10 protein-coding genes are annotated in these 14,134 nt (G+C 74.1%); 2 read left to right on the top strand and 8 right to left on the bottom strand.

The window, feature by feature from the left end:
* On the top strand, positions 1-407 hold a 407-nt coding region (locus HCN56_RS17170), incomplete at its 5' end, for a serpin family protein (RefSeq protein WP_280923292.1).
* A 45-nt stretch (positions 408-452) separates the two neighbouring features.
* Here the strand turns inward: HCN56_RS17170 and HCN56_RS17165 are convergent.
* Positions 453-785 carry a hypothetical protein gene (locus tag HCN56_RS17165; protein WP_167972119.1) on the bottom strand — a complete coding sequence of 111 codons (333 nt, stop codon included), beginning with the start codon at positions 783-785 and terminating at the stop codon, positions 453-455.
* A gap of 576 nt (positions 786-1,361) precedes the next feature.
* Between HCN56_RS17165 and HCN56_RS17160 the strand changes: the two genes are divergently transcribed.
* A complete protein-coding gene (locus HCN56_RS17160; protein WP_167972118.1) occupies positions 1,362-1,958 on the top strand; it encodes a hypothetical protein in 597 nt (198 codons plus the stop codon).
* A gap of 195 nt (positions 1,959-2,153) precedes the next feature.
* Here HCN56_RS17160 and HCN56_RS17155 read toward each other — a convergent pair whose 3' ends face one another.
* The 7 genes from HCN56_RS17155 to trpB form a co-directional block, all read right to left on the bottom strand.
* Positions 2,154-3,614, bottom strand: coding sequence for a glutamate synthase subunit beta (locus HCN56_RS17155; protein WP_167972116.1), 1,461 nt, complete (start codon positions 3,612-3,614; stop codon positions 2,154-2,156).
* Entirely contained in the window at positions 3,607-8,220 is a 4,614-nt protein-coding gene (gene gltB / locus HCN56_RS17150) for a glutamate synthase large subunit (protein ID WP_167972114.1), read from the bottom strand. Before gltB ends, HCN56_RS17155 begins: the two co-directional genes overlap by 8 nt.
* 568 nt (positions 8,221-8,788) lie before the next feature.
* Positions 8,789-9,802, bottom strand: coding sequence for a prolipoprotein diacylglyceryl transferase (gene lgt, locus HCN56_RS17145; RefSeq protein WP_167972112.1), 1,014 nt, complete (start codon positions 9,800-9,802; stop codon positions 8,789-8,791).
* A 109-nt stretch (positions 9,803-9,911) separates the two neighbouring features.
* Entirely contained in the window at positions 9,912-10,199 is a 288-nt protein-coding gene (locus tag HCN56_RS17140; RefSeq protein WP_167972110.1) for a putative quinol monooxygenase, read from the bottom strand.
* A gap of 182 nt (positions 10,200-10,381) precedes the next feature.
* Complete coding sequence (locus HCN56_RS17135; protein WP_167972108.1) at positions 10,382-11,638, bottom strand: DUF1266 domain-containing protein; 1,257 nt, start codon at positions 11,636-11,638, stop codon at positions 10,382-10,384.
* A 100-nt stretch (positions 11,639-11,738) separates the two neighbouring features.
* On the bottom strand, positions 11,739-12,545 hold the full coding sequence (gene trpA / locus HCN56_RS17130) for a tryptophan synthase subunit alpha (RefSeq protein ID WP_245246665.1): 807 nt from the start codon (positions 12,543-12,545) through the stop codon (positions 11,739-11,741).
* 77 nt (positions 12,546-12,622) lie between these two features.
* The gene (gene trpB, locus HCN56_RS17125) at positions 12,623-13,861 is read right to left on the bottom strand and encodes a tryptophan synthase subunit beta (RefSeq protein ID WP_167972106.1); all 1,239 of its coding nucleotides are present in this window, start codon (positions 13,859-13,861) and stop codon (positions 12,623-12,625) included.
* Positions 13,862-14,134 lie beyond the last annotated feature (273 nt).

Genomic DNA, 14,134 nt, shown 5'->3' with positions numbered 1-14,134 from the left:
CCGCGGCCCGCTCCGGGATCGACGCGGACCGCGTGCGGTTGGGGCTGCCGCGGCTGCGCCTCACCACCACGGTCGAGCTGCTGCCGCAGCTGGCGGCGGTCGGCGCCCGGCTGATCTCCGGCGCGGGCGCGGACTTCTCCCGGCTCTCGCCCGAACCGCTCTTCGTGGACCGCGCGGTGCAGCAGAGCGTGCTCACCCTGGCGGAGAACGGGGTGCGGGCGGCGGCCGCCACCGTGATGTCGATGCGGTTCGGTTCCGCACCGCCGGCGCGGCCGCCCCGGGTGGAGACGGTGGTCCTCGACCGGCCGTTCGGCGTGGTGGTGATGGACGCGACGGGCACGCTGCCGCTCTTCACGGCCTGGCAGGCGACCGCACCGCGACCGCCGGCGGCGGCCGACACGCCCTGACCCCGCGCGCGGCCGCCCGGTCGCGTCGCGGCGGCATGGGACGCCTCACGCCGGGGCGTGGCGGCCGATCGTCAACCGGAGCGCGTCGCCCTCCGCGGCCGCGTACGGCACCGACCAGCGGTGGTCGGGGATGGCGGTGCCGGCGTCGGTGGTGTGGGCGGGCACCGCGAGCACCGTCCCGGCCGCGCCGTCGGTGACCAGGTCCGCCTCGGTGAGGACGCCGTCGGTGAACCGCAGCGCGAGCGTCAGCGGGTGCGGTGCGACGGCGAACGCCGCGGGGTCGGGCACCCCCTCCACCAGGACGCGGGCGCCGGGGAAGAGGTGGGTGTGGGAGCAGCGCGCGGCGAGGACGGCGGCTCCGTCGGAGGGTGGGGACACGGGACCTCCCGGTGGTGAGCGGTTGCCGCCCGCAGTCTGCGGCGCGGGCCCGACCGCCCGGCGCAGATCGTCGGGCGCCACGGCGGCGGCTCACCCGGACGGGGGGCGGGCGGCGGGGGCGTCGGTGATCACCCCACGACAGCACCGGCCGACACCGGTCGGCGCTGCACCGCGCCGCAGAGGGTGAGAGCCGGGACCGTGACGAGGGTCGAGCCCGCCATCACCGCGCCCCCGTCGGCCGCGTACGGTCCGGCGACGTGGCGCGGCCCGACCGCCGCCGCGTGCCGGAGCCGTCCGGGCGCCGCCGGCGGCAGCCGCACCGACGGACCAGGCGCCGGCAGCCGCACCCGTAGGGGTGGGCGGCCTCCGCTGCTCCCGGGGCACCGCGCGCCCGCCGGTCCGACGCGTTCCGGCCCCGCCGGGCTCGCCGCGCGCCGGGCGCCGGGCGCGCGACCGTCGTCGGGACGCGACACGGGGCGGTGCCACCGGTTCGACGGAACCGATCGGGGGCAGCGTCCGTCACAGACCCAACGTGCCCCGCGATCCGGGTGGGGCGCACGGGACGGAAGGAGCGTCATGCGCAGCAAGGTTCTGGTTCCGATGCTGGCAGCCACGGCCCTCACCATCGCGGCGTGCGGTGGTGACTCCTCCGGGGACGACAGCCCGCCCCCCGCGGCGGACTCCGGAGCGGACGACGGCGCGGCCACCGGCGGCGCGGGGGACGACGGTGCCGGGGAGGACGGCGCGGCCACCGGTGGCGCGCCCGGCGGCGAGGAGCGGCAGCCCGGCGACCTCCCCGACGAGAACGTCTTCCTGGAGCGCGCCGAACAGATAGCCGAGGAGTGGCCGGACGCGCAGCCCGCGGACAACTTCTCCAGCCCGGTGCTGTGGGCGATCGAGGGCGTCGTCGAGGCCGACCCGGAGGACACCGCGCTGACGGTGGTCGTCGGGCACGGCGACTGCGACGCCGACTGGGGCAGCTGGGTCCACGAGACCGACGACCTGGTCGTGCTGGGCGGTTGGTCGGTCGAGGACCCCGCGGCGGAGGTCTGCAACGAGATGCTCGCGGTGGACGAGGTCGAGATCGAGCTGGAGCAGGAACTCGGCGACCGCACGCTGGTGGACGCCATGACCGCCGAGGAGCCCACGCCGATGGCCGCCTCCGGCAGCTGACCCCCGCGACGGTCGCCGCCCGCGCCGACGCGCCGGCGGCCTCACCGCACGAGCGGCGTCACCACGATGGACGCGTCGCCGCGCCGGACACGTCACCGCCCGGTACCGGGGTCCTTCCCGGTACCGGGCGGGGGTCTGTCCGGGCGGCGCCGCGGGCCCGGCGGGTCTCCCCGACCGGGCACCGCCGCCCCGGCGTCAGACGGTCAGCGAACGGTCGGTGGGCCGCACCGGGTAGGGCAGCTCGCTGCCGCCGGTGAGGAACCGGTCGACGCCCCGGGCCGCCGCGCGGCCCTCGGCGATGGCCCACACGATGAGCGACTGGCCGCGCCCGGCGTCACCGGCGGCGTAGACGCCGCGCTCGGAGGTGGCGTACTCGGCGTCGCGGACGATGTTGCCGCGCGCGTCGAGTTCCAGGCCGAGCTGGGAGGTCAGGCCGTTCTCGGTGTCGGTGCCGGTGAAGCCCATGGCGAGGGTGACCAGCTGTGCGGGGATGCGCCGCTCGGTGCCCTCCTTCTGGTGCAGCTTCCCGTCGACGAACTCGACCTCGACGAGGTGCAGCGCCTGGACGTTGCCGTCCTCGTCGCCCTCGAAGTGGGTGGTGGAGACGGCGTAGACCCGCTCCCCGCCCTCCTCGTGGGCGCTGGTGACCTTGTAGAGCATCGGGAAGGTCGGCCACGGCTGGTGCGGGGCGCGCTCCTCCCCCGGCTGGGGCATGATCTCCAGCTGGGTCACCGAGGCGGCGCCCTGGCGGTGGGCGGTGCCGACGCAGTCCGCGCCGGTGTCGCCGCCGCCGATGACGACGACGTGCTTGCCCTCGGCGGAGATGGGCGGCGCGATGAAGTCGCCCTCCTGCACCTTGTTGGCGAGCGGCAGGTACTCCATCGCCTGGTGGATGCCGTTCAGCTCCCGCCCGGGGACCGGGAGGTCGCGGGCGATGGTGGCGCCTGCGGCGATGACCACCGCGTCGTAGCGCCGCCGCAGGTCGGTCGCGGTGATGTCGCGACCGATCTCCACGCCGGTGCGGAACTTGGTCCCCTCGGCGCGCATCTGCTCGATGCGGCGGTTGATGTGCCGCTTCTCCATCTTGAACTCGGGGATGCCGTACCGCAGCAGCCCGCCGAGCCGGTCGGCCCGCTCGAAGACGGCGACGGTGTGCCCGGCCCGCGTCAGCTGCTGGGCGGCGGCCAGACCGGCCGGACCCGAGCCGATCACGGCGACCGTCTTGCCCGACAGGCGGCCGGGGGGCTGCGCGGTGACGGCGCCCGCCTCCCACGCCTTGTCGATGATGGTGACCTCGACGTTCTTGATGGTCACCGCCGGCTGGTTGATGCCGAGCACGCACGCCGACTCGCACGGGGCGGGGCACAGCCGCCCGGTGAACTCCGGGAAGTTGTTGGTCGCGTGCAGCCGCTCGCTGGCCGCGGTCCAGTCGCCGCGGTAGGCGTAGTCGTTCCACTCGGGGATCAGGTTCCCCAGCGGACAGCCGTTGTGGCAGAACGGGATGCCGCAGTCCATGCAGCGCCCGGCCTGCTTGGTGATGATCGGCAGCAGCGAGCCGGGGACGTAGACCTCGTTCCAGTCCCGGACGCGCTCCGGGACCGGGCGGGTCTGCGCGACCTCGCGGCCGGTGGTGAGGAAGCCTTTCGGGTCAGCCATGGGTCGCCGCCTCCATCATCTTCTCGTGGGTCGCGGACTCGGAGAGCCCGGCCTGCTCGGCGGCGTCCTTGGCGGCGAGCACTGCCTTGTAGGTGAGCGGAACGATCTTGGAGAAGCGCGTGACCGTGGTCTCCCAGTCGGCGAGCAGCTTCTCCGCGACGGTGGAACCGGTCTCCTGCTGGTGGCGGCGCACCACGTCGTGCAGCCACGCGGCGTCGGAGTCGTCCAGTTCCACGACGGCGTCCCGGTTGCCCACGTTGACGTGGGCGCGGTCGAGGTCGATCAGGAAGGCGGTACCGCCGGACATGCCGGCGCCGAAGTTCCGGCCGGTGGTGCCCAGCACCACCGCGGTGCCGCCGGTCATGTACTCGCAGCCGTGGTCGCCCACGCCCTCGGCGACCACCAGGGCGCCGGAGTTGCGGACGCAGAACCGCTCGCCGACCTGGCCCCGCAGGAACAGCTCGCCGCCGGTCGCACCGTAGGCGAGGGTGTTGCCCGCGATGGTGGAGTACTCGGCGAGGTGGTCCGCGCCGCGGTCGGGACGGACCACGATCCGGCCGCCGGAGAGCCCCTTGCCGACGTAGTCGTTGGCGTCGCCCTCCAGCCGCATCGTGACACCGCTCGGCAGGAACGCGCCGAACGACTGCCCGGCGGAACCGGTGAAGGTGAGGTCGATGGTGTCGTCGGGAAGCCCCGCGCCACCGAACTTCTTGGTGACCTCGTGGCCCAGCATCGTGCCGGCCGTCCGGTTGATGTTGCGGATCGCCAGCTGCGCGCGGACCGGCTGCGCGTCCTCGGCGCGGTCGGCCTCCAGCGCGTCGGCGGAGAGCCGGATCAGCTCGTTGTCCAGCGCCTTGGCCAGGCCGTGGTCCTGCTCGATCACCTGGTGGCGCACGGCGCCCTCGGGCAGCTCGGGCACGTGCAGCAGCGGGGCCAGGTCCAGCCCGCGGGCCTTCCAGTGGTCGACCGCGCGGCCGGTGTCCAGCAGCTCGGCGTGGCCGATCGCCTCGTCCAGGGTGCGGAAGCCCAGCTCGGCGAGGAGCTCCCGGACCTCCTCCGCGATGAACTCGAAGAAGTTGACGACGTGCTCGGCCTTGCCGGCGTACCGGTCGCGCAGCACCGGGTTCTGGGTGGCGATGCCGACCGGGCAGGTGTCGAGGTGGCAGACGCGCATCATGACGCAGCCGGAGACCACCAGCGGCGCGGTGGCGAAGCAGTACTCCTCGGCGCCGAGGAGGGCCGCGATCAGCACGTCGCGGCCGGTCTTCAGCTGGCCGTCGGTCTGCACCACGATCCGGTCGCGCAGCCCGTTGAGGAGCAGCGTCTGCTGCGTCTCGGCCAGGCCGAGCTCCCAGGGGCCGCCGGCGTGCTTGAGCGAGGTCAGCGGCGAGGCGCCGGTGCCGCCGTCGTGGCCCGAGATGAGCACCACGTCGGCGTGGGCCTTGGAGACACCCGCCGCGACCGTGCCGACGCCGACCTCGGAGACCAGCTTCACGTGGATGCGGGCGACCGGGTTGGCGTTCTTCAGGTCGTGGATCAGCTGCGCCAGGTCCTCGATCGAGTAGATGTCGTGGTGCGGCGGCGGGGAGATCAGCCCCACGCCGGGGGTGGAGTGCCGGGTCCGGGCGACCCAGGGGTAGACCTTGTGCCCGGGCAGCTGGCCGCCCTCGCCGGGCTTCGCGCCCTGCGCCATCTTGATCTGGATGTCGTCGGCGTTGACCAGGTATTCGGAGGTCACACCGAAGCGGCCCGAGGCGACCTGCTTGATCGCGGAGCGGCGCTCGGGGTCGTACAGCCGCTCCGGGTCCTCGCCGCCCTCACCGGTGTTGGACTTGCCGCCCAGCCGGTTCATGGCGATGGCCAGGGTCTCGTGGGCCTCCTGCGAGATGGAGCCGTAGGACATCGCACCGGTGGAGAACCGGCGGACGATCTCCGAGACGGGCTCGACCTCCTCCAGCGGGACCGCGGGACGGTCGTGCTTGAGGCCGAAGAGGCCGCGCAGCGTCATCAGCCGCTCGGACTGCTCGTTCACCCGCTCCGTGTACTGCTTGAAGATGTCGTAGCGGCGCTCGCGGGTGGAGTGCTGCAGTCGGAAGACGGTGTCCGGGTCGAAGAGGTGCGGCTCACCCTCGCGGCGCCACTGGTACTCGCCGCCGATCTCCAGCCGCCGGTGGGCGGAGGTGACACCGGAGCGGGGGTAGGCCTTGCTGTGGCGCTCGGCGACCTCGCGCGCCACGACGTCCAGGCCGATGCCGCCGATCTTGGTGGCGGTGCCCTGGAAGTAGGTGGCGACGAACTCCTCGTCGAGGCCGATGGCCTCGAAGACCTGGGCGCCGCGGTAGGAAGCGACGGTGGAGATGCCCATCTTGGACATCACCTTCAGCACGCCCTTGCCCAGCGCCGCGATGAGGTTGCGGATCGCCTGCTCGGTGGTGAGGTCGGGGGTGTTCTCGAAGAACGTCCCGCGGCGCGCCAGGTCCTCCACCGACTCCATGGCCAGGTAGGGGTTGACCGCCGCGGCGCCGTACCCGATGAGCAGGGCGACGTGGTGCACCTCTCGGACGTCGCCGGCCTCGACCAGCAGCCCCATCTGGGTGCGCTGCTTGGTGCGGATGAGGTGGTGGTGGACGGCGGCGGTGAGCAGCAGCGACGGGATCGGCGCGTGCTCGGCGTCCGAGTGGCGGTCGGAGAGGACCACGATGCGGGCGCCGTCGGCGATGGCGGCGTCGACCTCGGAGCAGATCTCCGCGATGCGGTCGGCCAGCGCGTCGCCGCCGCCGCTCACCCGGTACAGGCCGGAGAGGATCGCGGAGGAGAACTCCGGCATGTTGCCGTCGGCGTTGGCGTGGATCAGGTTGGCCAGCTCGTCGTTGTCGATCACCGGGAACGGCAGGGTGACCGAGCGGCACGAGGCGGGCGTCGGCTCCAGCAGGTTGCCCTGCGGGCCGAGCGAGGACCGCAGCGAGGTGACCAGTTCTTCGCGGATGGCGTCCAGCGGCGGGTTGGTGACCTGCGCGAACAGCTGTGTGAAGTAGTCGAAGATCAGCCGGGGCCGGTCCGAGAGGGCGGCAATGGGCGTGTCGGTGCCCATGGAGCCGATCGGCTCGGCGGCGCTGCGCGCCATCGGCGCGAGCAGCACCCGCAGCTCCTCCTCGGTGTACCCGAAGGTCTGCTGCCGGCGGGTGACCGAGGCGTGGGTGTGCACGATGTGCTCGCGCTGCGGCAGGTCGGCGAGTTCGATGAGCCCGGCGTCCAGCCACTCCTGGTAGGGCTGCTCGGCGGCGAGCCCGGCCTTGATCTCGTCGTCCTCGATGATGCGGCCGGCGGCGGTGTCCACCAGGAACATGCGGCCCGGCTGGAGCCGGCCCTTTCGGACGACCCGCGCGGGGTCGATGTCCAGGACGCCGACCTCGGAGGAGAGCACGACGAAGCCGTCGTCGGTGACCCAGTAGCGGCCGGGGCGCAGACCGTTGCGGTCCAGCACCGCGCCGACCTGGACGCCGTCGGTGAAGGTGACGCAGGCCGGCCCGTCCCAGGGCTCCATCAGGGTGGAGTGGTACTGGTAGAACGCCCGGCGCGCGGGGTCCATGGTGTCGCTGTTCTCCCACGCCTCCGGCACCATCATCAGCACGGAGTGCGGCAGCGACCGGCCGCCGAGGTGCAGCAGCTCCAGCACCTCGTCGAAGGTGGCGGAGTCGCTGGCGTCCGGGGTGCAGATCGGGAAGACGCGCTCGAGCGCGGCCTGCGGGTCGGTGGCGTCGCCGCCGTCGCTGCCCGCGGCGGCGAAGAGGTCGCTGTACAGCTGCGACTCGCGGGCGCGCATCCAGTTCCGGTTGCCGCGGACGGTGTTGATCTCACCGTTGTGGGCGATGAACCGGTAGGGGTGCGCCAGCGGCCAGCTGGGGAAGGTGTTGGTGGAGAAGCGGGAGTGCACCAGCGCCACGGCGGAGCCGAGGCGGCGGTCGGAGAGGTCCGGGAAGAACGGCTCCAGCTGCCCGGTGGTGAGCATGCCCTTGTAGACCAGCGTCCGGGAGGACAGCGACGGGAAGTACACGTCGGCCTCGCGCTCGGCGCGCTTGCGCAGCACGAACGCGGGACGGTCCAGCTCCAGACCGCTCTGCCGGCCGTCCGTGACGAACAGCTGGCGGAAGACGGGCATGGTGGCGCGCGCGGCGGCGCCCAGCAGCCCCGGGGTGACCGGGACGTCGCGCCAGCCGAGGACGGTGAGGCCCTCCTCGGCGGCGATGGCCTCGATGCGGGCGGCGGCCGCGTCGGCCGCGGCGCCGTCGCTCTCGTCACCGGGCGGCAGGAACGCGGTGCCGACCGCGTAGTGCCCGGGCTCCGGCAGCGCGAAGTCGACGTTCTCCCGAAGGAAGGCGTCGGGAACCTGGATGAGGATGCCCGCGCCGTCACCGGTGTCGGGGTCGCTGCCGGTGGCGCCCCGGTGCTCGAGGTTGCGCAGCACCGTCAGGGCCCGGTCCACCAGGTCGTGGCTGGCCTCACCGGTGAGAGTGGCGACGAAGCCGACGCCGCACGCGTCGTGCTCCTCCGCCGGGTCGTACATCCCCTGCTTGGCCGGATAGGCAGCCGTGGGCCCAGAACGCATCGGCTCTCCCGTCGTCATCAGTGGCAGCTGTGGTACCGAGGGACGACGTTGGCCCTGGCGAAATTTCGTGAAGGTTACATGATGGCGGCGTTGCCGGTTTGTGGACACCTGTATCCATCATGCGGACTGTGCGCGCATGAGGCGCGGCCTGGAGAAGGCCGGAGCCGGGCGGGCCACGATGCCCGGGCCCGCTCGTTGGGGGGCTCGGAGCATATGCCCGCCGGTGACATCGGTGAAACCGCCGGGAAACACGGTTCACCGGGAGTGACGACCGTGGTGTGACGCGCCGCGCACTCTTTCACCCCGGCACGGGCAGCGGCAAGACCCCCGACCGAGATGTGATCCCTGCCGCAGCGCTCCGACCGGCGGTGACGGCGGTCAGAGCGGTGCCGGCGGTGGCGGTGGCGCGGTCCGCAGCGGCGCGCCGGAGCAGGCGCCCCGGGCACACGGTCCGTCGGGCGCGCCCCGCGCGCGGACACCGCCCGCCGGCGCCCGCACCGCGGCAGCACGACGACGCCGCCCGGACGGCGCTGGCGCGGTCCGGGCGGCGTGGGGTCGGTGGGTGCGGTCAGCGGCGGTCGTCGCCGCGCGCCGCGGGGCCGGTCGCCCCGTCCCCGCCGGGGCGCTCCGCCGTCGCGGTCAGGTCGTCCGCATCGCGGGGCGGATCGTCGTCCTCGCGGTCCCGGCCGCCGTCGGCGGGTCGCGCGCCCTCCGCGGTGTCCGCCGTGTCGGCGGTGTCGGCGTCCGCGTCGGGGCCCGCGTCGGGGCCCGCGCCGGGCTCCACCACGGTCTCCCGACCGGGGTGGCGGCGCGCCGAGACCACCAGGAAGGTGACCGCGGCCAGGAAGACCAGCAGCGCCGTCCAGTTGTTCAGCCGCAGGCCGAGGACGGTGTTGACCTCGTCGATGCGCAGGTACTCGATCCAGAAGCGGCCGGCCGTGTACCCGGCGACGTAGAGCGCGAACGCCCGGCCGTGGCCGAGTCGGAACCGGCGGTCCGCCCAGATGACCAGGACCGCGACGCCCACGCACCACAGCGACTCGTAGAGGAAGGTCGGGTGGAAGGTGCCCAGGTCACGGCCGTTGTCGATCTCCAGCGCCCACGGCAGGTCGGTGGCCCGGCCGTACAGCTCCTGGTTGAACCAGTTGCCCCAGCGGCCGACGGCCTGCGCCAGCACGATGCCGGGCGCCGCCGCGTCGGCGAAGGCCGGGAAGGAGATCCCGCGCCGCCGGCAGGCGATCCAGGCGCCGAGCGCACCACCGGCGATCGCCCCCCAGATCCCGATACCGCCGTCCTGGATCCAGAGCGCGTCGACGGGGTTGCGGCCCTCCCCGAAGTACAGCTGGTAGTCGGTGACCACGTGGTAGACACGGGCCCCGATCAGGCCGAAGGGCACCGCCCAGATGGCGATGTCGCCGACCGTCTGGGCGACGCCGCCGCGCGCGGCCCAGCGTTTCCCGGTCAGCCAGATGGCGAGGAACAGGCCGATGATGATGCACACGGCGTACCCGCGTAGCGCGAAGCCCCCGACGATCGGGACCTCGCTGATACCGGGGCTGGGGATGGCGGCAAGGATCTCCATGGTGGTCCCGAGGCTACCCCTTCACCCCGCCCCGGCGGCAGCGGCCCGGCGCTACCCGTGCGGGCTCCGGGAGGGCGTTCCCGCGACGGGCGGCCGGCCGCGAGGGGCGTCAGGTGAGGTCGCGCCCGGCGGCCACCTCGTACTCCGCGACGCTGGCCGAGAGCATCGCCTCGGTCTGCGCGGGGCTCGGCCCGCCGATCCGGAACGCCTCGACGGCCTCGCGGGAGGTCCACCGCTCGTGGACGTTGATCCGCCCGGAGTCGGCGATGTCGGGCGAGAGCGCGAAGTCGAGGCAGCCCGGGGAGCGGCGGGCCTCGACCACCAGCGGGACGCACTCCGCCAGGTAGGCGTCCCCCCGTCCCGGGTCGACGACGATGTGGCCGGCGACGATGACCATCGGTTCCTCCACGGTGGAGCCGGGCGCGGCGCGCGGAGCGGCGCCCGCGGGACAGGGCGCTGCCACCTTGACACGCCGACGGCGACCCGGTCGGCGGGACCCGCCGACCGGCGGCGGCCCGTCCCGCGCCCGGCGGTGGTGCGACCCGGCGACCGGGGTTCTTCCGGCGGGGCGCGGCCGGGTCAGCGGGCGCGGTCGTCCCGCGTGCCGTCCGTCGGGTGCTGCCAGGGCACGCTCAGCCAGGGGCTCTCGGTGTCGGTGGTGAGGATGCGGTGCACGGCGACCATGTCGGTGTACCAGCTGCCGAACGCCTCGTCGTCGAAGTGGAGGCAGCGGCCGAGGATGTACCCGGCGGCGAACTCGCCCCAGCCCCGGTAGATCTGCCGGGCGTTGGCACCGGTGGTCAGCAGCGCCTCCCGCGCCTCGCCGGGCTCGCAGTACCGGGCGCCCAGCCCCCAGCGGGCCATGGCGGAGGCCCGGCCGAAGTCCCAGGCCAGGACGGACCGCACCACGTCCTCACCGACGAGGATTCCGTCGGCCCGGAACCGCGCCTCGTAGCGGAGGATGCGGCCGATCAGGTCGCGGGTCGACTCGATGTCGGCGTGGAGGTCGAAGCCGGGCGGCCGGCCGGTGCTCTCCACCAGCTCCGCGGTCCGCGCCAGCAGGACCCGCTCGGCGGCGTCGCGCCAGGTGTCGCCGTCCGGGAGGGTGCCGTACTCCTCGACCAGCGCCTCGCGGACCCGCAGCGCGAACTCCCAGTCCGACGGCGAGTAGTCGCCGGCCGTCAGCCCCTCCATCGCGTAGAGCAGCTGGTCGCGGGAGGTGATGTCCCACCAGCGGCGCAGTGACTCCTGCTCCTCGGAGTAGCCCTGCCCCTGCCAGCCGAGGTGGTTCCACGGGTGACCGTTGTTGACCAGCAGCAGCGCCCCGCAGGCCATCCCGTGCGCCAGGGCGTCGTGGAGCGGGCCGGTCCACACCGTCTTCATCCGCGGTTCCTGGCCGGCCTTGCGCGCGTACTTGCGCCACGCCCGGGGGTTGGCGGGGACGAAGGTCTCCACGGGGGTGCCGGGGTTGACGGCCAGCCAGCGCAGCGAGGACGGCCATATCCGCGCCAGCCACGCCAGTTCGGTGCGCTCGTGGACCTGTCCGGGGACCGGCTCGGGCAGCAGGCCGCGGGTGTAGACCGCCTGGCAGAGGCCGTCCATGTCGGGGTCGCGGAACGGGGAGAGGCTGACCCTCCCGGGGTCGGCGTCGACCGCGTCGCGACGGGCCGGCACGAACAGGTCGGTGGCGGCGAGTGTGGCGAAAAAGGCGGTCCAGTCGCCGGTCTCCCCTGCCTCGTACAGCTGGTGTTCCACCTCTGTCGGCGGGCGGAAGGGGCCCTCGGGCTCCCCGGCGCCCGGGTCCCCCGCCGACCCCTCGGATATCCCGTTGTCCATGCCGCGCGACTCTACCGGCCGGGGTGACGGCGCCCGGGCCCGGGTCGGCACGCCCCGTGCCGGGCCGGGCACGGGGCGTGCGGGGGCGTGCGGGGCGGGCTCAGCCCTCCCGGCGGGTGGCGGCCGCCAGTTCCGTGGCGAGGGCGCGCACCGCCGCGACCGCGGCCGGACCGTCGCCGGCGTGGTCGAGGACCCGCTGCACGAAGGCGCTGCCCACGATCACCCCGTCGGCGAAGGCCGCCACCTCGGCGGCCTGCGCACCGGTGGAGACACCCAGGCCGACGCAGACCGGGAGGTCGCTGACGGCGCGCGTCCGGCCGACCAGCTCCCCCGCCTGCTGCCCGACCGACTCCCGCGTGCCGGTGACGCCCATGAGCGAGGCGGCGTACACGAACCCGCTGCCGGCCGCGGTGATCTCCGCGAGCCGCTTGTCGCGGCTGGACGGCGCGACGACGAAGACGGTCGCCAGTCCGTGCTCGGCCGCGGCCTCCCGCCAGGCGCCCGCCTCCTCCACCGGAAGGTCCGGCAGGATGCAGCCCGCGCCCCCGGCTGCGGCCAGCTCCGCGGCGAACCGGGCCACCCCGTAGCGGTCGACCGGGTTCCAGTAGGTCATGCACAGCACCGGCACGCCGGTTGCGGCGTGGACCTCTCCCACGGTGGCGATGACGTCGGCGATCCGGACGCCGCCGCGCAGGGCGATGTCGTCGGCGGTCTGGATGACGGGGCCGTCGAGCACCGGGTCGCTGTGCGGCAGCCCGATCTCGATGACGTCGCAGCCGCCCTCCGCCATGGCGACGGCGCAGTCGATGCCCTCCCGGGTGGTGGGAAACCCCGCGGGGAAGTAGCCGATCAGAGCTGCACGGCCCTGCGCCCGGGTGTCGGCGAGCACCGACTCCAGCAGGGCCAGTCGGCCGCCGGGCGCCGGGGCGGTGGTGCGCTCGGCGGTGCCGTCGGTGGCACCGCCCGCCAGGTGGTCCGTCGCGGTCACTTCTCGGCTCCCTCGTCGTACAGCCCGAAGTAGCGGGCCGCGGTGTCCATGTCCTTGTCGCCGCGGCCGGAGAGGTTGACCAGCACGGTCGCCTCCGGGCCCAGCTCCCTGCCCAGGTCGAGCGCCCCGGCGAGGGCGTGCGCGCTCTCGATCGCGGCGATGATGCCCTCGGTCCGCGCCAGCATGCGCAGCGCCCGCATCGCCTCGTCGTCGGTGACGGGCCGGTACTCGGCCCGGCCGGAGTCCTTGAGGTAGGCGTGCTCCGGGCCGATCCCCGGGTAGTCCAGCCCGGCGGAGATCGAGTACGGCTCGGTGATCTGGCCCTCGTCGTCCTGGAGGACGTAGGAGCGCGAGCCGTGGAGGATGCCGGGCTCACCGGCGGTGAGCGTGGCGGCGTGCTCCCCGGAGGGAACGCCGTGACCGGCGGCCTCCAGCCCGACCAGGCGGACGCCCTCGTCGGGCAGGAACGCGTGGAAGAGGCCGATGGCGTTGGAGCCGCCGCCGACGCAGGCCGCGACCGCGTCCGGCAGCCGGCCGGTGCGCTCGAGGATCTGCCGCCGCGCCTCGACCCCGATGACGCGGTGGAAGTCGCGCACCAGCGCCGGGAAGGGGTGCGGGCCCGCGACGGTGCCGAAGAGGTAGTGGGTGCGGTCCACGTTGGCCACCCAGTCGCGGAACGCCTCGTTGATGGCGTCCTTGAGGGTGCGGCTGCCGGAGGTCACCGGGATCACCTCGGCGCCGAGCATCCGCATCCGGGCGACGTTGAGCGCCTGGCGCTCGGTGTCGATCTCGCCCATGTAGATGACGCACTCCAGGCCGAAGAGGGCGCAGGCGGTGGCGGTGGCGACGCCGTGCTGGCCGGCGCCGGTCTCGGCGATGACGCGGGTCTTGCCCATGCGGCGCGTCAGCAGGGCCTGGCCCAGCACGTTGTTGATCTTGTGCGAGCCGGTGTGGTTCAGGTCCTCGCGCTTGAGGAAGACCCGGGCACCGCCGGCGTGCTCCGCGAAACGCGGGACCTCGGTGAGGGCGCTGGGACGGCCGGTGTAGTTGACCAGCAGGTCCTCCAGCTCGGCGGCGAAGGCCGGGTCGCCCTTCGCCTTCTCGTACTCGGCCGCCACCTCCTCCACGGCGGCGCGCAGCGCCTCCGGGACGAAGATGCCGCCGAACGCGCCGAAGTAGCCGCCGGCGCTGGGCACGCGGCCTTCGGGGTCGGGCAGGAAGTAGCCGTCGGACATGGCTGTGCCTCCGAGGGGGCGTCGACTTGCGAGGTGACGGCGGGAGCCGGGGCCGCCGGTCGCCGTCACGGGGATTGTGGTGCCGCTCCCCCGTCGGGCGTCGTCGACACACCGATGGCGGAACGGCGGGCCCGGGCCCGCCGGAAGGACGGGCCGCGGGCGCGGCGGGCGCACGGGCGTGCTCCCGGCTCTCCAGGATCAGCGTCGTCGCCCCGTTGGCCATGTTGGACGCCTGCGCGCGGCTGTCGTACGGCCGCATCGGCGCGTCCAGCG

The sequence above is a fragment of the Streptomyces lonarensis genome (genome assembly GCF_012033735.1).
In the GTDB taxonomy this organism is placed as follows: domain Bacteria; phylum Actinomycetota; class Actinomycetes; order Streptomycetales; family Streptomycetaceae; genus Streptomyces; species Streptomyces lonarensis.
The sequence above is the reverse complement of the archived record's forward strand: the minus strand, read 5'-3'. Positions and strand labels throughout refer to the sequence as shown.

Excerpts from the sequence above, each read along its gene's own strand:
- HCN56_RS17155 (WP_167972116.1), bottom strand. The coding sequence starts at position 3,614 with ATGGCTGACCCGAAAGGCTTCCTCACCACCGGCCGCGAGGTCGCGCAG.
- lgt (WP_167972112.1), bottom strand. The coding sequence starts at position 9,802 with ATGGAGATCCTTGCCGCCATCCCCAGCCCCGGTATCAGCGAGGTCCCG.
- HCN56_RS17160 (WP_167972118.1), top strand. The coding sequence starts at position 1,362 with ATGCGCAGCAAGGTTCTGGTTCCGATGCTGGCAGCCACGGCCCTCACC.
- gltB (WP_167972114.1), bottom strand. The coding sequence starts at position 8,220 with ATGCGTTCTGGGCCCACGGCTGCCTATCCGGCCAAGCAGGGGATGTAC.
- trpB (WP_167972106.1), bottom strand. The coding sequence starts at position 13,861 with ATGTCCGACGGCTACTTCCTGCCCGACCCCGAAGGCCGCGTGCCCAGC.
- HCN56_RS17135 (WP_167972108.1), bottom strand. The coding sequence starts at position 11,638 with ATGGACAACGGGATATCCGAGGGGTCGGCGGGGGACCCGGGCGCCGGG.
- HCN56_RS17140 (WP_167972110.1), bottom strand. The coding sequence starts at position 10,199 with ATGGTCATCGTCGCCGGCCACATCGTCGTCGACCCGGGACGGGGGGAC.